This is a genomic window from Fenollaria massiliensis (assembly GCF_000312505.2).
Lineage (GTDB): Bacteria > Bacillota > Clostridia > Tissierellales > Peptoniphilaceae > Fenollaria > Fenollaria massiliensis.
Genome location: NZ_HG326226.1, coordinates 312517 through 330476, shown reverse-complemented (window position 1 = coordinate 330476; position 17960 = coordinate 312517). Strand labels below are relative to the sequence as shown.

The 17960-nt window shown below is 36.4% G+C and carries 35 protein-coding genes; 3 read left to right on the top strand and 32 right to left on the bottom strand.

The genetic code is table 11. The features are described from left to right. Positions 1-15 precede the first annotated feature (15 nt). From BN30_RS05310 to BN30_RS10055, 27 genes are all read right to left on the bottom strand, one after another. Positions 16-348 carry a hypothetical protein gene (locus tag BN30_RS05310; RefSeq protein ID WP_019214477.1) on the bottom strand — a complete coding sequence of 111 codons (333 nt, stop codon included), beginning with the start codon at positions 346-348 and terminating at the stop codon, positions 16-18. Positions 349-350: 2 nt separating this feature from the next. Beyond that, a complete protein-coding gene (locus tag BN30_RS05305; protein WP_019214476.1) occupies positions 351-617 on the bottom strand; it encodes a hypothetical protein in 267 nt (88 codons plus the stop codon). Continuing rightward, complete coding sequence (locus tag BN30_RS05300) at positions 610-948, bottom strand: hypothetical protein (RefSeq protein ID WP_019214475.1); 339 nt, start codon at positions 946-948, stop codon at positions 610-612. Before BN30_RS05300 ends, BN30_RS05305 begins: the two co-directional genes overlap by 8 nt. Next, on the bottom strand, positions 935-1324 hold the full coding sequence (locus BN30_RS05295) for a phage Gp19/Gp15/Gp42 family protein (RefSeq protein ID WP_019214474.1): 390 nt from the start codon (positions 1322-1324) through the stop codon (positions 935-937). Before BN30_RS05295 ends, BN30_RS05300 begins: the two co-directional genes overlap by 14 nt. Position 1325: 1 nt before the next feature. Then, positions 1326-1610 carry a hypothetical protein gene (locus tag BN30_RS10070; protein ID WP_019214473.1) on the bottom strand — a complete coding sequence of 95 codons (285 nt, stop codon included), beginning with the start codon at positions 1608-1610 and terminating at the stop codon, positions 1326-1328. 9 nt (positions 1611-1619) lie between these two features. After that, complete coding sequence (locus BN30_RS05285; RefSeq protein WP_019214472.1) at positions 1620-2498, bottom strand: phage major capsid family protein; 879 nt, start codon at positions 2496-2498, stop codon at positions 1620-1622. 2 nt (positions 2499-2500) lie between these two features. After that, positions 2501-2920, bottom strand: a complete 420-nt coding sequence (locus BN30_RS05280; protein ID WP_019214471.1) for a capsid assembly scaffolding protein Gp46 family protein — start codon at positions 2918-2920, stop codon at positions 2501-2503. Between the two features lie 82 nt (positions 2921-3002). After that, positions 3003-4397: a terminase large subunit gene (locus BN30_RS05275; RefSeq protein ID WP_019214470.1), complete on the bottom strand. Its 1395-nt coding sequence runs from the start codon at positions 4395-4397 to the stop codon at positions 3003-3005. Positions 4398-4399: 2 nt separating this feature from the next. Next, positions 4400-4765: a DUF2513 domain-containing protein gene (locus BN30_RS05270; protein ID WP_019214469.1), complete on the bottom strand. Its 366-nt coding sequence runs from the start codon at positions 4763-4765 to the stop codon at positions 4400-4402. Positions 4766-4777: 12 nt separating this feature from the next. After that, positions 4778-4936: a hypothetical protein gene (locus BN30_RS10065; RefSeq protein ID WP_019214468.1), complete on the bottom strand. Its 159-nt coding sequence runs from the start codon at positions 4934-4936 to the stop codon at positions 4778-4780. 169 nt (positions 4937-5105) lie between these two features. Continuing rightward, positions 5106-5372: a hypothetical protein gene (locus BN30_RS05260; protein ID WP_019214467.1), complete on the bottom strand. Its 267-nt coding sequence runs from the start codon at positions 5370-5372 to the stop codon at positions 5106-5108. Then, positions 5365-6480 (bottom strand): hypothetical protein, encoded by a 1116-nt coding sequence (locus tag BN30_RS09635; RefSeq protein ID WP_019214466.1) that lies wholly within the window; start codon positions 6478-6480, stop codon positions 5365-5367. Before BN30_RS09635 ends, BN30_RS05260 begins: the two co-directional genes overlap by 8 nt. Beyond that, on the bottom strand, positions 6481-6873 hold the full coding sequence (locus BN30_RS05250; RefSeq protein WP_019214465.1) for an ATP-binding protein: 393 nt from the start codon (positions 6871-6873) through the stop codon (positions 6481-6483). Further along, positions 6873-8090, bottom strand: a complete 1218-nt coding sequence (locus BN30_RS05245) for a phage portal protein (protein WP_019214464.1) — start codon at positions 8088-8090, stop codon at positions 6873-6875. The genes BN30_RS05250 and BN30_RS05245 overlap by 1 nt, the downstream gene beginning before the upstream one ends. 326 nt (positions 8091-8416) lie before the next feature. Then, positions 8417-8755 carry an HNH endonuclease gene (locus tag BN30_RS05240; protein ID WP_034450455.1) on the bottom strand — a complete coding sequence of 113 codons (339 nt, stop codon included), beginning with the start codon at positions 8753-8755 and terminating at the stop codon, positions 8417-8419. 258 nt (positions 8756-9013) lie between these two features. Continuing rightward, the gene (locus BN30_RS05235; protein ID WP_019214462.1) at positions 9014-9412 is read right to left on the bottom strand and encodes a hypothetical protein; all 399 of its coding nucleotides are present in this window, start codon (positions 9410-9412) and stop codon (positions 9014-9016) included. Continuing rightward, positions 9405-9656, bottom strand: coding sequence for a hypothetical protein (locus BN30_RS05230; protein WP_019214461.1), 252 nt, complete (start codon positions 9654-9656; stop codon positions 9405-9407). Before BN30_RS05230 ends, BN30_RS05235 begins: the two co-directional genes overlap by 8 nt. A 6-nt stretch (positions 9657-9662) precedes the next feature. Next, a complete protein-coding gene (locus BN30_RS05225) occupies positions 9663-10472 on the bottom strand; it encodes a hypothetical protein (RefSeq protein ID WP_019214460.1) in 810 nt (269 codons plus the stop codon). Between the two features lie 157 nt (positions 10473-10629). Beyond that, on the bottom strand, positions 10630-11025 hold the full coding sequence (locus BN30_RS05220) for a hypothetical protein (RefSeq protein ID WP_019214459.1): 396 nt from the start codon (positions 11023-11025) through the stop codon (positions 10630-10632). Continuing rightward, positions 11015-11551 carry a hypothetical protein gene (locus tag BN30_RS05215; RefSeq protein WP_019214458.1) on the bottom strand — a complete coding sequence of 179 codons (537 nt, stop codon included), beginning with the start codon at positions 11549-11551 and terminating at the stop codon, positions 11015-11017. Before BN30_RS05215 ends, BN30_RS05220 begins: the two co-directional genes overlap by 11 nt. Continuing rightward, positions 11541-11882: a hypothetical protein gene (locus BN30_RS05210; RefSeq protein ID WP_019214457.1), complete on the bottom strand. Its 342-nt coding sequence runs from the start codon at positions 11880-11882 to the stop codon at positions 11541-11543. Before BN30_RS05210 ends, BN30_RS05215 begins: the two co-directional genes overlap by 11 nt. A gap of 143 nt (positions 11883-12025) precedes the next feature. After that, positions 12026-12292, bottom strand: coding sequence for a hypothetical protein (locus BN30_RS09630; RefSeq protein WP_019214455.1), 267 nt, complete (start codon positions 12290-12292; stop codon positions 12026-12028). Beyond that, positions 12285-12446: a hypothetical protein gene (locus tag BN30_RS10060; RefSeq protein ID WP_019214454.1), complete on the bottom strand. Its 162-nt coding sequence runs from the start codon at positions 12444-12446 to the stop codon at positions 12285-12287. The genes BN30_RS09630 and BN30_RS10060 overlap by 8 nt, the downstream gene beginning before the upstream one ends. 11 nt (positions 12447-12457) lie before the next feature. Beyond that, positions 12458-12721, bottom strand: coding sequence for a hypothetical protein (locus BN30_RS05190; RefSeq protein ID WP_019214453.1), 264 nt, complete (start codon positions 12719-12721; stop codon positions 12458-12460). A 51-nt stretch (positions 12722-12772) separates the two neighbouring features. Next, positions 12773-12985: a hypothetical protein gene (locus tag BN30_RS05185; RefSeq protein WP_019214452.1), complete on the bottom strand. Its 213-nt coding sequence runs from the start codon at positions 12983-12985 to the stop codon at positions 12773-12775. After that, on the bottom strand, positions 12978-13163 hold the full coding sequence (locus BN30_RS05180; RefSeq protein ID WP_154648838.1) for a hypothetical protein: 186 nt from the start codon (positions 13161-13163) through the stop codon (positions 12978-12980). Before BN30_RS05180 ends, BN30_RS05185 begins: the two co-directional genes overlap by 8 nt. After that, positions 13156-13323 carry a hypothetical protein gene (locus tag BN30_RS10055; RefSeq protein WP_154648837.1) on the bottom strand — a complete coding sequence of 56 codons (168 nt, stop codon included), beginning with the start codon at positions 13321-13323 and terminating at the stop codon, positions 13156-13158. The genes BN30_RS05180 and BN30_RS10055 overlap by 8 nt, the downstream gene beginning before the upstream one ends. Before the next feature lie 70 nt (positions 13324-13393). Here BN30_RS10055 and BN30_RS05170 point away from each other — a divergent pair, with 70 nt between their 5' ends. Beyond that, entirely contained in the window at positions 13394-13897 is a 504-nt protein-coding gene (locus tag BN30_RS05170) for a hypothetical protein (protein WP_019214449.1), read from the top strand. Here the strand turns inward: BN30_RS05170 and BN30_RS05165 are convergent. From BN30_RS05165 to BN30_RS05140, 5 genes are all read right to left on the bottom strand, one after another. After that, a complete protein-coding gene (locus tag BN30_RS05165) occupies positions 13863-14225 on the bottom strand; it encodes a hypothetical protein (RefSeq protein WP_019214448.1) in 363 nt (120 codons plus the stop codon). The two genes, BN30_RS05170 and BN30_RS05165, sit on opposite strands and share 35 nt — an antisense overlap. Before the next feature lie 16 nt (positions 14226-14241). Next, positions 14242-14448 (bottom strand): hypothetical protein, encoded by a 207-nt coding sequence (locus tag BN30_RS05160; protein ID WP_019214447.1) that lies wholly within the window; start codon positions 14446-14448, stop codon positions 14242-14244. Continuing rightward, positions 14441-14743 (bottom strand): hypothetical protein, encoded by a 303-nt coding sequence (locus tag BN30_RS05155; protein WP_154648836.1) that lies wholly within the window; start codon positions 14741-14743, stop codon positions 14441-14443. The genes BN30_RS05160 and BN30_RS05155 overlap by 8 nt, the downstream gene beginning before the upstream one ends. A 187-nt stretch (positions 14744-14930) precedes the next feature. Then, positions 14931-15221 carry a hypothetical protein gene (locus BN30_RS05145; RefSeq protein ID WP_019214444.1) on the bottom strand — a complete coding sequence of 97 codons (291 nt, stop codon included), beginning with the start codon at positions 15219-15221 and terminating at the stop codon, positions 14931-14933. 35 nt (positions 15222-15256) lie between these two features. Further along, positions 15257-15499 (bottom strand): phage regulatory CII family protein, encoded by a 243-nt coding sequence (locus BN30_RS05140; RefSeq protein ID WP_019214443.1) that lies wholly within the window; start codon positions 15497-15499, stop codon positions 15257-15259. A gap of 199 nt (positions 15500-15698) precedes the next feature. Between BN30_RS05140 and BN30_RS09115 the strand changes: the two genes are divergently transcribed. Both BN30_RS09115 and BN30_RS05125 read left to right on the top strand, forming a co-directional pair. Beyond that, complete coding sequence (locus tag BN30_RS09115; RefSeq protein ID WP_019214442.1) at positions 15699-16322, top strand: LexA family protein; 624 nt, start codon at positions 15699-15701, stop codon at positions 16320-16322. A 12-nt stretch (positions 16323-16334) separates the two neighbouring features. Next, positions 16335-17537 carry a 3'-5' exonuclease gene (locus tag BN30_RS05125; protein ID WP_019214441.1) on the top strand — a complete coding sequence of 401 codons (1203 nt, stop codon included), beginning with the start codon at positions 16335-16337 and terminating at the stop codon, positions 17535-17537. The last annotated feature ends 423 nt before the right edge of the window (positions 17538-17960 follow it).

Here is a 17960-nt window from a genome sequence, read left to right as displayed (position 1 = left end):
ATTAAATCACTCCTTTTAATAATATAGATCAAATACCGCTTGGTATCTGTATCTTTTTGTCTGTGTATCTGTAAAGTTGTAGTCGCTATCGAGCTTTACCGAGCCTATATCTTCACTCTCAATAATTTTAAGCATAGCGCCCACTACTTTTTCATTTAGTATGGCCGCTTCTTCCATAGATTCAGCATAAGACTGCACGGCAAAGCTTGCTCGATTGATTCTATCGACCCTTGCTGAACCAAGTTTTTCTATCACTACATAGCTTTCTTCTTTTTCTTTCTGCTCTTCCATATACACATGCACTTTTAATTTTTTAATTAAATAATTTAAAATAATCTTTTCAATCATCTTTATTGTCCCTTTAGTGCTTTTAAAAGCGTATTGCTCTTAAGGTTATGGTAGTAAGCCTTGTAACCATCTGCTCTTATATTTGCGTGCAGCCTCTTCTTACCAGCTCCAACTTTTAACTCATAGTTATAAGCTTCGCCTTTAGCGTCTGTCTTATCGCATCTATTTAAAGCAGCGTTCCCGTACTCTTCAAGTATCTCTTTCATTTCTTCGCAGAGTAAAAGCTCGCTTACTCCTTTTTTGTTGAGTACAAATTTTACCTTACTCATAGCGCTCCACCATGACTTTCTTGTGCCACCTAAGTGGTACCATCTCTTCTATGCCCTCTGTGACATTTCCAAAAGTTCTATATTTTTTACCAAATATAATCACTTCTCTGTCTTCCCACTCGTGCGTATCACCTTTTGGTATGCCTAGGGTATATACAGCTTTTTTTCCATATAGATCAAGATTGTTTGTGACGGCTTCGGTGTCAGTAGGAGATACTAAGACATCTTCAACTTCAATCTCCCTATCCTCATATATAGGACTGTTAAAGCCATCAACTCCGACCTTTACCTTGTCAATCAAAGTGATCTTTATGCCCTTAATCTTTCCCATAAAAGTCAATCACCCCGTACTTTTGCGTCCTTAATCCTAATCTCTTAAGCTCATCTTTTTTAATAAAAAGACCGCCACCAGGTACTAAGTAAGTACCGCTAAATGAATAGCCAAGAGCAGACTCAGCAGACTGTATCATAGGCTCTTGATCTGTTGATGTCATTAAATTTCTTGCGACTATATCACAGACTATAGACTTGTATAGATCTAAATAATCTTTATCCTTTACAAGCTCATCGATGTTCTTATTTACTCTTTTCGCTTCAACCTTTAAATTAGCTTCAACCTTATCAATCAGAGCCCTTGCCCTTTCCATTTCGTCTTGTTTAAGGGGTCTCCACAAAGTCATAAGTTCATCTATGCTTAAGTAAGCCATACTACTCACCCTTTTTATTATTTCTTTTCTTAGGCTTTTCTTCCTTAACTTCTTCAGCTTTTTCAGCTTCTTTTACTTCTGCAGTTTCTGCTGCTTTTTCAGCTGCTTTTTCAGCTACTTCTTCAGCTTCCTTTGCGTCTGCTTCTTCAACTGTTTCCATTTTTTCAACTGTTGCTACTTCTTCAGCTTCCTTTGCGTCTGCTTCACTTATTAGCTCCCAGTCATCTCCAGATAATAAACAAGGGCTATCAATCGTAGCCCCTGTTCTTTTGTTAACATATATCATATTGACCACCTATTCAGCTTTGATAGTTGCAAAGCTCTTAGCGTCAAATATGCCCCAGCCAAGGTAAGCTTCTGCTCTTAAGTAGACTTGATTATAATTTTTCAAGTCTTGTTTCTTTCCATCTGGATCACCATATTCAATTATTTCTAGTGGTATTTCTTTTGCGTATCCCCATTTAAACATATTTTCAAAGTCACCTACTATTGATTTAAGCTTGTTATTAGTGCCAACTGTTGTGTTGACATCTGCAGTTAAGCCGTTTATCTCTCCAGGGTTAGCGCCCCAAGCAAGCTCTGGATATACTCTAGCTCCATTTGCTTTAAGTTTCGCAAGAGCTGATGCAAAGCTTGTATCTAACGCCATACCTGTAACTATGCCTTCCGAGCCTTGTACTAAAGCTATAGCTGCTTCAGCATTTTCATCTGGCTTAGTCTCGTCAAATAAAACATTTTGTGTAACCTTTTTTATAAAGCAATTATCGCCTATGATAGTTGATGCAGTCTTGCTTCTAGGATTGATTCCATGTATAGCCATAAGGTCTAAACCTCTTGCTAATTTTTTCGCGAAGCCGTCATTGAAACTTCTTAACATATCAAGTTGTGTTTCTTCAGCTGCATACATAAATTCGTCTGAGACTCTTGCTCCATACTCTACTTTGATTGGCATTACTTTGATTGGCTCAATAGTAACCCCGCCTTCTCCTTTTTGTCCATTTTCAGCTACTATGTCTATATCTGAATCCATAGTAAATGTGAATAACTTTTCACCTAGAAACGGTATAGGTGTTTGGTGTGATAACACCGCTAGTGATGATCTACCTTGTACTTTGTTGATAAGGTCAGATACTAATTCTTCGCTAAATAAAGCTCCTTTTGATAATACTGGCATGATTATTCTCCTTTCAAACCATCTAATAATTTTTTGTACGCGTCATCCTTCTTTGGAGTAGTTTCAATATTCCTCAAGGGTGGCGCTTCTTTCTTAAAGTAAGCTTGCAAGCTTTTTGCATCCTCGGCCATAGACTCTTCATCATCGCCTTGTATTCTGTCGGCTAGGTCGTAAGGTATCTTATACTCCATGGCAACCTTTCTTTTCATCTCAGCCTTTTCATATGCTTGAAGCTTCTTTTGTAAAGTTTCAATCTCTGCTGAGCTTTCCTTAGCCTTACTTAGCTCTGCTCTCAAAGAGTCGTAGTCTTTGTACTTTTCTTGCACTTCCTTACTTAACTTATCTCGTTCTCTTTTAAGTCTGTCCTTGATGACTTCATCAAGTTCTTCTTGCGTTGTTATAGCTTTAAATTCTTCAGCCATTCTTATTCGCTCCTTTCCGTTTTGCCCTCGTCAGGTATTTATATTAAAAAAAGACAAGTAAAAACTTGCCTTTGCTTAATAACTAATATATAATCTTTTGTTTCTTAGGCTTTACATAATTCTTGCAAGCCCAATGTGCTAGCAGCGCACTATCCATTAAGGATATGTCCATCTCTTCAAATTGTGCTCTATATCCAAAGCCGCCTTGGCTTCCTATGTTTCTCTTCTCACAATTTGTAGCAACTTGCGATAGAGAGGCTTGATCCATATGTGAGATGGTCTTTTCATATATAGCCTGCTCCCATAAAGAGTTAGCGTTTATAATTTCTTTTACAGTCGGTAGGCAAATATTCTTAATCTTAGCTGCTCTTAATTCTTCTTGTAGTATACTCTGTCTGCTTGCGCCATCTATAACTATAAGCTCAGGCTTAGACTGCTTCATAAAATCTATAAGCCAGTCATCACCATTTTTGACCGATTGACAGTCGATAGACTCTATAAAGACGTCATCTTCCACAGTTTTAACAGCTATGCTGAGAGCTGCGTTTCTACCATCTTGGCCAAACTTAACTCCACAAAACAAGCTTCCCTTAAGTTCAGGAAGCTTATCTACCTTACAAGCGAGCCAATCGACTTCACTTATAGCTGATTTTTGATTGTACTTGATCCATAGGCCTAGCCTTTGTATGTTAAAGTCTACTATGTCATTACCTATCTCATCTTCTACACTTCTTTCAGTAAATATAGTACCTAAAGATGGATTTGTCTTGTACCATAATTTTTTATCGTGTGGATCAGATTGCTCTTCAACTCCCCACTCACACCAAGCGCCGTTCTTACTAGCGCCTTCTATGACATCATTCTTGAAATCAACAAAGACTGTGCCAGCGCTTACTACTGTTGGCGGAGTACCACACATCAGAGTCTGAGGATTTTGTGAGTCAGTAACAACATACTTAAGAGCCGACTCTTGATCAGCAGTGTACTCTTGAGCCTCATCAATGATAAGTAGGTCGAAGCCTTCGCCGAGACCCCCTGTAGTGGTTCTTGTTCTAAACTCCACCCTGCCGCCCGTCTCTGGTATCTCAACCCTTTCTCTTCCAGTTGCTCTTAGCGATTCATACGTGATACCTATCTTGTCAAGCACCCTGCATAGCTTTTCCCACGATGCGTGCGACGTTGTCGTTCTGTGCGCCGTGTGGTTTATTTGCTCGCCTTCCATAATGCCATATAGCTCACGCATAAGTAGTATCTCACTCTTACCATTACGTCTAGGCAAAGAGTAACCAAACTTGGTATGCACCCATAAATGATTCTTATTGTACGCTAAGATGTGCTTTAGAATCGTTTCTTGCCATTTTTGAGCCTTATTGCCAGATTTTTCGTATAGATCTATCGCTTTTTTGTAGTCGCTCTTAGTGTATCTCTTAAGCTTAGAAAGAGTTGGTGTCTGACTTCCTATCTTTTTTCTAGCCAAGGCTAAGCTCCTAAAAGAGCTTGTATAATAATTTCCTCAGCAACTTTTTTGATAATATCAAAACTTACAGATTTGAATTTATTAAAAATCTTCTTCTTAGTCTCAGCCCATACATTATCATTAACTATTGCGTCCAATAAGTCATTACCTTGCCAAGTCAAGCTTTTTATATAAGCATCAATATATACACCATTCATAGCCTTATTTATGTTTGCATTTATAAGACCAGCTTCCTTCATAATCTCAACATTATAAATAACCTTTTGTAAATCGTTTGCGTCGTTTATAAAACTTTGGCAGTTTAAGTCGCCCATAGATTTGGAAGCTTCAATAAGTATAGATCTTACAAGTTCCATATCTCTTTTCACTCTATCACTCCCTTAATATTCATCCTTTAAATCAGCAATAATCACTAGGATATAAACTATAATTCCAGCTAAAAGCAGTGGCGCCCATATAGGAGCAAGTACCCACAGCCATGGCCATGTAATATTGCCAGTAAGCTTAAGCGTTATAAATACAATAGCAAGTAGCGTCATAAATCCTGCACCCCTTGATTTCCTTTCATTTTTCTTCGTCGTTACCTCCTAAATTTTGCAATAAAAAATCGTGCGTTATAAAACACACGATTGATTCCTCTATATTTACACATTTTCTTTATATTTTCACACGATTAAGTCTCGATTATTCACGATTAAACAAGCGGCACTATAGCCTTAACATTTTTAATAAAGCATTATATGCTTGTTCTATTTCTTTTCTAAAGTTTGTACCTTCTAGTCCAGGTTCTGTTTGCTCACAAATATCAATTATATCATCATTTAAAAAAATAGCTACTTCATGATTTTCTTTTTCGATGTCCCAGAAGTTGTCGTGAATATAATCCTCTATATTTGTTGAAAAATCATGTTCTTTAACTAGTTTGTTTTTTAAGCCATTGTTTATTATGCTTAATAGCTCATTTATTTTATCCATTGATCTCAATCCAATCCTTTCTTGGTAAATCTCTTTCTAGTATAGAAACAAAGTCTCCTGTCTCCATGTCTCTAACTAGATATATATTTTTTGAACAATAAATCAATCTTCCACTACCCTGAGTATATTTCGGTTTTGATTTTGCTATATTTATTAAGTCTTCTTCGGTCAAGCCAGCCTTATTTATTGCCCTATCCAAACCTCTAGCTATAGCGTGGCTAGAAAATTCAACCTTCTTTTTGTGAGCATCTCTATAGAGTTTTATCGCCTTAGCTTTAAACTCAGGACTCCAGTTTTTTTCTTCAATCTCTTTTATTGTTTGCTTGTTGATGTTTCTCTTTGCTTTATCTAATTTATCAACTTTTTTATATAATTCTCTTCGCCTTTTCTTTTTATGCTTTTCTTCGTTCCAATCATTATTGATTCTCTTTATGCCTTTTTTTGTTATATGCTCAAGCTTGCATCTGCAAAACCTATGCCTCTTCCACACATTAGGGTTTGCTTCAGTATCCTCTGGATACTTATAAGTCCCTACGAGATTAGCGCAGTATGGACAGCAATTACCAGCTTCCATTCTAATTATTCTTGACTCAAGGCCTGCATTACTATTAAACTCTGCATTTACTTTTATCGTGTCATCTACTATGGATTGACTGCTATTAATAATTGGCTCATCTAAAAGCCACTTAGTATCTTCAAAGTCTTTTTCAGCTATCTTCTTGCAAAGATTATCTGCTCTTTCTTCATTAAAATTTGCTCTTTGACTTTTTATATTTATACCCGCTTTTTTGTTTAAACTATCTTGAACATCTTTAGTATATCCCGATACAATCTCGTAGTTCCTTTCAATGTTTGGCTTTATAACACCTTTAGCAAACTCTTCACTCATCTTGCCATTTTCAAATAATTCTTCATTGATTTTTTCTGTAAACGTCTGTGCAAGTAGCCTTCCTGACTCTATGGAAATTTCATTAGTATCAATGTAAGTGGCAATCTTTTTACTCAGCTTCTTTACCTTTTCTTTTACAACTTTGCTGTTTACAAGCTTATCATCAAAAGTATCAGCTATCTCTTTTTTAAGCTTTTCTATTAAGTCTCTCTCGTCCATCTAAAACACCTTTACTACTTCCCATTTGACTTTAGCATTTTTATACTTTTTTACTAAGTCTAAATTAGATTCAAGTACATTTGCCAAGTTCATCATATCCCTTTGCCTGTTCCTAATGATTACATTGGTTTTTGCTTGCCTAAGTCCAGTATCGATCAAGACAAATCTCTTATTGTATCCTCTAAAAGCTTTTGCTTCTTCCTCTGTCGGGTAACAAGTTATGTGGCAAACCTCATCATTTGTTTTTAATAATCTTTGCGTAAGTCTTATCTGATCAGATTTTTTTGAATACATTGGCATGTAGTCTAAATCAGTAAAAGGCTTAAAATGCTTTTGAGCATATGTTGTTTTGCCTGCTCCGATTAAACCACATAAGAATATAACAGTTTTCATTACGCATCAAGTCCAGTAAAGTCAGATAAATTATCCTTGTTAAAGTAATCAGGCACAGCTTGATTTATCTTTATGGCCGCATCACCCACACCAGAAAGTGCTGCCATGTCAGGCTCGAATACAGGGTACCACTTAGCCTTAGTTAAATAAAACTGATTACGCACATAATTATAGTCATCAGCTAAACACCTGGCAACGTAGCCGACATTTAGAAAGCCACTGCCAAAACATCTTTGAGCCTTACGAGCTGTTACTCTTAAAGTCTCATGGCTTGCCTTAATCGCTTCAGCACTTGACGGATTGTCAGTCACGAAGCCTAAGTCATCAAGAGTAAGACCAGTCTCACCTGCAAAGCTCGATGCTATAGTCTTTAGCTGCTCTGTAAATGGCGACATCGATGTAGATGTAAACTGTCCAAGCTTTGGCGCGTCTCCGTCTTCGTCCTTTGTGAATTGCAGCATACTTGATATGGTCGCCTTCCACTTGTCCATAGGCTCAGCCGTTTGAGACAAGCCTACAATGTATTTCTGTGGAAAACTATAAAACTCAGCAGTTATATCTGCACGCTCTAAAGTTCTCTTTGCGTGTCCTTGATAATACATACATGCCCTTGTTATTCTAGACCTACCGAAAGGTCTCACAGCATCAGGCCTGTGTATGATAGGCACAAGTAGCGGCACGTCAGCAGGATTGCTTCTACTGTCAACAAGATCATTGCCATTATAAAAATCAGTCCTATCGCGTAAAAAGTGTGCTTCCAAAGTCGGCTTGCCCTTGTCATCACGATCAAGCACAGCATAACCCTCTTTTAAAAGTCCAGTAATCGGATCTAGTATGCCAGTAGCGTTGCTTGCCTCAATTACCTGTAATCTTGGATAACCCTCATCACCCATAGAGATATACACAAAGGCACAAGACGCAATCAAAGCAGATAATATTGCTGAGTCGAAAAATATATCAGGGTTGTTTAAATTAAAGATCTCGTTCAGTTCAAAATTATCTTCAGCGAACTCTTTAAAGACAAGCCTATCTGCAAGAGCGTCAACCGCCTTAGTGCACCAACCTAAGCACGAGCGATACCTCTGCCTTATGTCTGGAGGTATGACTAGCCCTAAGTCCCTTTCTTGGTACTTACTGTCGTAGTAAGTGTACCTGGTATCAACCCTTCTTTTGTGATAATTAAGTTTGCCTCTTAAGTAATCTAAACCTTGTTCCATAAAAACCTCCTAGATCAAGCTTATTTTATGTAAAAACATTAACTGTCCATAAGAAAATCAAAATTGACTCATTTTTTACACTTTGGTACATAATTTTGTAAAAAACAGCACATTTTGAAGACATTTTTTCATAATTTTTCTAAATTTTCAAAATTTTGATGCAATTTTCTTTAAAAAACTCATCCATTATACTTTGATAAAATATATATATAAATTAGACATCTATCGCCCACCCTCTCCCCTCGTTCCTGCACGCGAAAAAATGTACAATAACGAGCTGAAGGTATTTAGCCGATATGGGTGGGGTGGTATGCCCCCTCTAATGTCTAATCTTTTGCCTTGTAGTTCTTCCAATCACAACTTTGTGGCAAATTCCTGTTCGTTGGTATCTTCTTCTCTTGCATCACAAAGAGCTTGTCTGACTTTTGTCTGTTGCAACACCAATGAGCAAGCTGCAGATTCTCCAGTGCGCTCGGGTGTCCCCCTTTGGCGATTGGAATGATGTGATCCACACACCCAGCCATCGGGTCAGGGTACTTCAGACTCTTATCAACAGGTCTGCCACATATCCCACATACAGACTCCATCTTTAATATCTTCTTCTTGTTTATCTCATACTGAGCCCTGTGTGGCCCAGCCTTGTCAGCCCTTAGCTCCTTCGCCATATACATAGCCTCCCCTAAAATAATATAGCACCCCCCCTACAAAATATAGCCTCGGCTATTAAAAGCCATCGCCATGTAAAGCCACCCGTGGTTTATATAAACCATAAGCTAATAAAGCAAAGAGCCCTCGTACCAACTACGAGAGCTCCGCTAAATTAATTCAAGGAGGTGATAATGAATCGTTATCCATCTATGCACACTATCATTATATCACGACCCCAACTATCATTTACTATCATTCGCTCTCATTTAGATAAATTATTCAGTTTTACTTAGTTTCTTAAGAGCCTCCCCGTGGATCCTTAAGACATGACTCTCCGAATAGTGCATCTCCATGGCAATAGTATGCCACACCTTTCCTTGCAAATACCTCTTGCTCATCACCTCATAGTACACACCCTCAAGAGACTCAATAGGCTCCTTAGCCTTATCCTTTAGCCTAGTCAGCTCATCAATCTCATCTTTGACCCTACTTTTCATATCACAAATCTTAGCAATCGAGCCATCAAAACTAGATGGGCTAGAGCCTCTTATACTAGATTGATAGTCTACACTTCTTGCATAACGTAAATCATGCTCAAGCCTAGCGATCTCACCACGTAGACAGTTAATCTTCTTGTCCAGGTCAATAATTCTTCTTAAATCCTTCTTAGTCATTTATCTTCCTCGTAGCCCACTCGCTTCTAAACATAGCAGAGCAGCCAGAACACTTGCGACCCCTTGAGCCATAACCTCTAACCTGCGCTCTCGTCTTTGTTCCACAAAATGGGCAAGTTATGATATAGTAGTTGTTTGCGTCCTTGCTAGGATGATACTCCATCTCCTTAATCCTCTTTGCAGATAATAACTCTCCCTCTTTTTTCATAATGTCTAATAAATACGACTTACCATTTCTGTACATATAACATCACTCCTTTAGCCTCCTGAGCTTTAAGTACACACTCCATCCAGTGAACTCATTGTAAATAGCCTTAAAGCCATAGTCCTTGTCTAAAATCGCATATCCAGGATAAAGCCTTTTAATCAACTCAAAGCTAGTACCCTCAGTCGCAATAGTGTTTAAAGCCCTTCTCGAGTACCTGTGATCATTATTCCTTATCCACGGCCTTGCTAGATTTTGAGAGCAAGACCACCTTCTCTTCTGCTTTGGGTTTCCCGATAGATACGAACACAGTCTTTGAATCCCGCTGTTATAATCAGCGCGTATCCTGTCGCAATTTACAAAACCAATAGAGCGCTTGCCCTTACCCTTGCCCATAGTCTTTCTCCATAAGCCTTCAATCGCATCACGATCTAAGCCGTCATTCATAAGGACGTGGTGATGCACACGAACAGGACTCTCATCATCATCACACCTAGAAGAAGTAACTACGATGTACTTTAAATCATCAAGACCCTCCTTCTTCCTTCTTCTCGCCACACGTCTTAAATAGTTCCTTAGCTCCCTCTCAGCTCCCTCAAGAGAGTCAGGCAGAAACTCATCACTATAAGTCAAAGTCACGGAGTAACTGTTCTTAGAAAAGTTCGCTTCACAGATCCATAGAAACCTTCTTCTAGCATTCTTATCATTGAGATTTTTCTGCGCGTTAAGAGATACCCTCTCCTTCTTCGCACGTTTGCCCTTCTTAGATATTTGATTTTTACTTAAAGAAAATAAATCCACCTCCATGTAATCACTTCCACAGTGAATTTTTTTCTCCCTAATAAACGTCCTCATACTACACCTACAAATTGGTTACAAAAATAATACCTAGTACAAGCTCATCAAAGGCTTGCACATTAAGCCAATAAATGGTATAATATATATAAGAAGAGACATTATACCATTAGACAACCTAAGGGGGGCTTATAAAAAAGCACCCCTTTTTCTTTTTCTATAAATCATCAAAAACACCCATAGCGCCCTCAAGTCTCATCAAGTGCCTTAAGAGATTATTAATCTTGCCTTGCGCCTGATCATACTTTCTACTATATATAAAGGAAGAAAGTTCACCCATCAAATCCTTACACTTGTTATACATAGTAATCACCCTATCATTGTCAATAGTGCAGTCAGCGTCAATACCCTTTGCGTCCACCTCATCAAGCCACTTAAGAGGACAGACCACAACAGAATTAGTATTGCTGTCAAGCACCTCAGCGTATGGATCAACCAGACCCTCACCCATACGAAAGACCAAAGCACTAATCTTTTTATACATAATGCCGTCCCTCATCACAGGCGCACCACTTATAAGCAGTTCCTTCGCCCTTTCATTACTAATCGCCAAATATGCCACCCTCTTTATTCACTATCTTTCTAAGTGCTATTTCTTCAGTATCCCTTTGGATAAAATGATATACTTTCTCAATAGCCTTCTCTAGATCTATATAATAATGCATAGCACACTCAATGATAGCTTTTATAGCTGTACCAAGAGCCTCTTCACTATATCCATCATCAAGAATCAAGCTCGTAGCCTTAATAAAGTTCCTGATAAGTGTATCTTCTCTACAGCTATCAATACTTGCCTTTATCAGTGGGTCTTGTACTCTCTTTATTTGATTATTATATATTTCTAATATGTTTATATTCTTTTCTAAATAGCCATCAATATAATTTCCAGCAATTAAACTTGCGTAAGTATATGCTAATCCTGCCTTCATTGCGCTTTCATCACCTTGACACATAGCAAGAATTACAGCAGCCATAGCACCACATGTTTCAAGTTTTTGCCTCTTAAGCTCCATCTTTTCATAAAGCTGCCTGTTTATAGTTATTATCCTTAGCCTTATGCTAAGCTCCTCAATATTCATTATCCCTTACCTCCTTATTGTTTAGATCGTGGCGCTTTCGCCTCTCCATTTCAGCCTTGCATATATAAAGACTTGCGATGCCGCGTAACTGCTTTTCTAATTCATCAGCTTCCTTAGCTCTTTTAGCTTCCTTGTAGACTTCAAATGCTTTTAAACTTGACATAGTCAAACAAAATACAAGTATCATTATCGCCAGTAAAAGTATAAACTCCAAAATTCCCTGCTTGCTAAAATAAGATAAAAGCGCTGCAATACATATAAATACAGCTAATACAATTAAGTTAGGCTTGTTTTTTATAAACAGAAAATATAAATAATTATCCTTCTTCATTTTCCCCTCCTCGTTTATCTTAATAGCCCATCATCGCCCATAAAAGGATATATCCCATGAAAAACAAAGCAGTTATAGAAAGCGCGCCCAATAATATCCCAGCTATATCTTTCACTTTTCTAGCCAACCTCCAAAACGGCGCATTATGATTTATCTTTCTCATTACAAACACCTATTTCTCTGTACTTTTCAAGCTCAGCCTTGTACGTAGATAGCATATCTTTAGTAAATTCAAACTTTTCCTCAATGTCCTTAATATATTCACACATAACCCTTACAGTAACATCATTCATACTAAGCTTCTCACCAAGCTCATCCTCAAGCATTCTTATCCTTTCCTTAAGCTCAGATACATCCATATTTTCAAGCTCATAAGAGCTTAGCTTTTCCTTATAAATCCCCTTACTCATATTCAACCCCCGTAAGCTCAGTAATCTCCCTTATAACATTTCTAAGCCTTTTTATAACCTCATCATTTCTGCCCTTCCTGTTACTAAGACGGCACCTGTTAATCTCTTCCTTAATAATATTTATGCAATCAGTAACCCCACAAGTATATTCCATATAAAACCCTCCTAATCATTAAACCTAGCCTCAATACCAGCTTGAGACTTAACACTTATAAAAGGTATCTCACCCTTCTTAAACCTCTCCCACAAAATCGGATGCACATACACAACCCTCTTCTTACCAGACGAAGCATTCGCACATACCCCAAAAGGAAATAGCCCTTGCTCCAGAAAAGCCCTCACAGTCGGCTGAGCTAGACCAGTAAACTCACTAATCTCATCAATGCTAACTTTCCTTAAACCAGCCTTGTAATCAATATTATTTTCCATTATTCCACCATCCTTATTTATAAATAATTAGCCTTGCGTCCCTTTTACTGATTAAAGTTCCTGATTTTCAATCCCCTCAATCTCAACAGCTTCAACACAGCTAGTATTTACCAATATCTTTCTGTCCTCATCATCAAATACTATAGTTATGGGTCTACTCTCATCAAGAGCCTTGAATATATTCCTAAGTTCATTCTCATCTTTAACCTCATGATCTATAGTTGTGCCACTAAAATAATAAGTAACCTTATGCTTTTTATTCATTGTAAATTCCCCCTTCAATAATCTCACTTACATCAATCCCCTTGATAAACCTCTCAAGGTGCCTTAGCTGATCAGCCATAGGCACACAGTAACCAAGAACCTTTAAAAGCTTCCTTCCATAGTCCATAGCCTTCACTTTGGATACCTCATGCCAATCACTTCTTCTAGATCTAATCATTATCATCTTTTTTAAACACTTCGTAATTTTGATGAGTAAAAACACTTATATCAAGAGTGCATTTACAGTCAAACAATTCTTCAATTTCAGAAAACATCCTTATAAACTTCTTAATATTCTCTTCATTGTCAACAGATAACTTGCAATTAATCTCCATCATCATTCCCCCTTTAATAATTTGCTCTCTTATCTCCCCTTAGTGATATAATAATCACAAGGAGGTGAATAATTTGATTTTCTACCATGTCGATAGAACAGATACTCTCAAAAATCTAAAAACCATCGAGCTAATACATCCACACGTACTACCAGCAGAGTTAAACGAAACACTTCTCGAACTCTTCCCAGGCGGCCTATCCTTCCATGGCGACCAGTATGCCATAGAATCATTCAAAGACTTCCATAAAGAAACATCTACCGAACAAATCTTCGAACTATATAGGCGAATGTACTTCCCAGATAAGCCGTCACGCTTTCAAAGCTTCTTTGCTTTTACATCATTAGAAGACGCTATAAACTTTGCGCTAAAATATCCTTTCTTCAAAATCTATGAAGTAAGCATAGATCATGAAAACTATCACATAGGCGATATGAATCTCGTTAAGGGCGAGACGATCATACAGTGCCACAAGCTTGCTTTAGATTATTGGTCTGGACGTCTTAGCAATGAGCCGTTAAAAGAAGCGCTACTCATCCCACCTATTCATATAGATCGTCTTCTAATTCTTTCATAGCATCTTCTTGGTATAAGTAGTGCCTATACCTAGCACCAGGCACAGTGTAGTGGTATACCTCAGGATTGAAACCTATAGAGCTTAAGATTAAAGTTAAGTCATTAGTCTTGAGCTCCTTTTCTTTTACTAATTTTCTAAACGCGTCCCTTCTAGACTTGCTTTGAGTAATGTAGCGTATCCTTCCAAAGTGAATCTTGCTTATGTCCTCATCTTGAATATGAGACTTAACAGGCCTATGAGGAATCCACTTTAGTTGTTCTAGAGGAATCCACTTAAGGTATCCTATTTGTCCTTCAAACTTTTCTTGTCCTTTGTTTTCTTCATTCATAAATAATTTCCTCCTTTTAATCATTTCGTTCTATTTTATAATCGACTTTATAATCGACCCCTGTGACTTCCACAATCTTTTTCTCAATACTTCTTAGTATACTCATGATCTCATCATTGCAGCCATCAACGTTTCTATCGTGGTATCTTCCAATTTCCTCGCCAATTGCGTATAAAGAGTCAAGAACACCATTAGTGTATGCTATGCTAAGTTTTTTATTCATATTCAACCCCCGTGATATTAACAATCTCTTCTATGGCCTTTTGTAATCTGTATATGATATCATCATATCTACCATCACTATTGTTAAGTCTGTATTTGATAATTTCGTCTCTAACAATATTCATACAATCTATAGCTCCACTTGCGTATTGCGCGTCGTAAGTATTACATTGCTCAAATTCTTCTAATTCGCCACAAAACTTTCCTGCATGTGTTATCATCATCTCTGACGGACTCACTATTCCAAAGATTTTAAGTATTTTTCGAAATATTGCGTCAAAATTAATCTTCATCATTCTCATTTTTCACCTCTCTTCTCACGATAATTTTGAAACAAAAACTATTAGCCAAGCTTGTAATAACACGAAACTTAGCGCTAATACAGTCATTATATAAATGTAGATCATATACTGTAGCCACTCGTTATCGCTTATAATCTCATAGATCATTACAAAAGCCTCAGCAATCGTTTTTAAGATTTTTTTAATCATTTCGTTCCACATAATTTATCGTCTGCCTTATCACCTCACACGTGCAAGCCTCAATACTGTCCGTGTGTATGTTGATAAATAAAACCTCCCTGCATGCATCCTTAAACCTAACAATAATTTGCTTTCTAGGTTCAAAATAATCAATACTTGCAATATCGTAGCCCGTCACGTAATAGATAAGAGTTCTGAAATAAATTAACTTTTTCCTTCTTTCAGCCTCCTCAATAAGGCTTAAAGCCTTCACATGCTCCTCATCACTCCAATCAGCAACTGCTTCATTCATAAATAATCACACTCCTTTGTTTGATTTTCGTACATTTATTTGGCATGTTTTAAGATATGTTTATTTTCCGTACATTTTGAAGCAAAAAAAATTTCCATAACCTCGCAAGGGGTTAGTTGATACCTTTCAATTATTGTTTCGATTTCGCTTCTTAGAAACTCTGTTTTGCCGACAGTTTTATTGCACAATGTTTGTACACTAACTCCCAATGCTTTTGCTAAATCATCATAAGTATCGCCAAAGTCCACCATTTTTTTTGTAAGACTTAATGTTTGCATTTCGAACACCACCTTTCTTTGTTTTGTATAAATTGTTTATTATACGAACATTATATGATATATTTTTTGCTTTGTCAATAGTTTTTTATAAAATTTTTTTTATTTTTATAAAATTTTTTTTATTTTTATAAAATTTTATTGCATTTTATATAAAATAAGTGTACAATGTAATTAGTAAATATATATGTGAGGTGTTAAAATGAAAAATACAGATCTTAATAAAAAAGCTGGAGCTAGATTAAAAGAACTTAGGCTATTAAATAATATGACTCAAACAGAGCTCGCAGAAAAGTTAGGAGTCACTCACCCTACAATAGTCAGGTATGAAAAGGGTGATGTTGGTGCTATGAAAACTAGCGTAATAAGTAAATTGGCAAACATATTTGATGTAAGTCCAATCTATATACTTGGAATGGATTTACAGGATATAAATGCAGAGCCAATAATAAAAGTCAATAGATTGCCTATATTGGGCAATGTGTGCGCAGGAGATGGAATTTGGTGCGAACAAAACTTTGAAGGTTACTTCTATATGGATAAAAAAGTATCTAATGCAGACTTTGCTCTTATAGTTAATGGAGATAGTATGATAGGAGATAATATCTGCGATGGAGATAAAGCTTTTGTAAGAAAAACTAATTATGTTGAAAGTGGAAAAATTGCAGTAATTCTATTGAAGGAAAATAATGAAGTTATGATAAAAAGACTTTTCTTGAAAGATGATCATGCCGTATTGCAACCTTCTAATCCAAACTTTGAACCAATAGTTACAAGTGATTTCTTAATACTTGGTGAACTTGTTGGTGTATATCACGAAATATAAAGTTGGTGTATTATGAAAAAGATAAAAAAAATAATCAAAACACTTCTTTTTATAATATTGTATTTTTTATTCCTTTCATTTTTAGTTGCAGAGCTAAATATGACAGCTGATCAATTCTTACTTGTACTGTTTGTAACTCCTATTATTTATGTTGTTATTAGCAAAAAAAGAAGAACTAAGTTTGCTAAGTGGATAAAAAAGACTAACGAAAATGCAAAAATAAACCAAGAAAAGCTAAGAAAGATTAAGGAAGAGAAAGAGACTAATCATAGTGTTACAAAAGAAATAAAATCACCAAAGAAATCGAAGTCTAAGAAAAAGCCATATGAAAGGCGCGATACATCTGGACCATCTATACCACTACCAAGTAGTTACATCGTACTAGACACAGAAACAACAGGCTTTAGCCACTTGTATGATGACATAATACAAATAGGTGCAATAAAAGTTAGTAACGGAGAAGTAGTTGATACATTTAACACGTATTGTAAGCCATATATAAAGATTAACAATACAGAAATACACGGAATAACAAATGAAATGGTTAAAGATTATAAACACGCAAAAGAATACATGCAAAGTCTTTTAGCTTTCATGGAAGATTTGCCAGTATTTATATACAATGCGCCTTTTGATACAAGAATGATCAACGTGGAGCTTGAAAATAATATGCAAAATCAAGTTATTGATATTTTACAGTTAGCAAAGCAATATGACTACAGAGAAGATTATAAACTTGAACACATTAAACCAACACTTAATATAGAAATAAGCTCACATGATGCTTTAAACGACTGCATAACAACAGACGCATATTATAAATATTTAATAAAAGAATATGGCATAACAGACTTGCCAACTTATATATCATTAAACATTGATGATGTTAAGATTTCAAGAGAAAATCAATATGCTTATCAGATGTTAAAAACATACATTCCAGATAATTATATTGATAATGATAAATTAAATGGTAAAAACGTTTGTTTTACAGGAAACCTAGAAAGCATGTCTAGGTGTGAAGCAGGTAAAAAAGTTATTACAAATAAAGGCAACTATCAAGATAACGTTACCATGAAGACAAATATATTGGTAGTAGCAGACTTTGGATGTACTACAGGAAAATTAAAACAAGCCATTGATTATAACGAAGCAGGTAAAGCAGACATAAATATAATCAATGAGAAAGAGTTCTTAGAATTATTAAATGAATAAAAAAGACCGCGCATCCCACCACGAACGCCACGGTTTATATAAAACTTGACAAAGCTATTTAAAATCTGTTATTATTTACTTACGGATAGAGGCAGTGTTATTAGCCAACGAGAGGGAATGCTTTGTTAAGGAGCGTTCCCTCTCGTCCTTTTATAAGGCTATATTAAAAGTTGACATATAGTAAATAATAACATATAATAGAGCTGAAGGAAGCGAGGTTTTCGCTTACATTTAAGCTCTGACAAATATTGTTAGAGCTTTTTTGTTTAAATAAAAAACCCCTTAGTTTCGGTACATCTCGTATGGGGAGAGTCCTACACCTAAGGGATACAATATATACATTATACATTATTTTATAATAAAAGTCAAATAAAAAGACCGTGCATCCCACCACGAACGCCACGGTCTGAAATAGCACACACA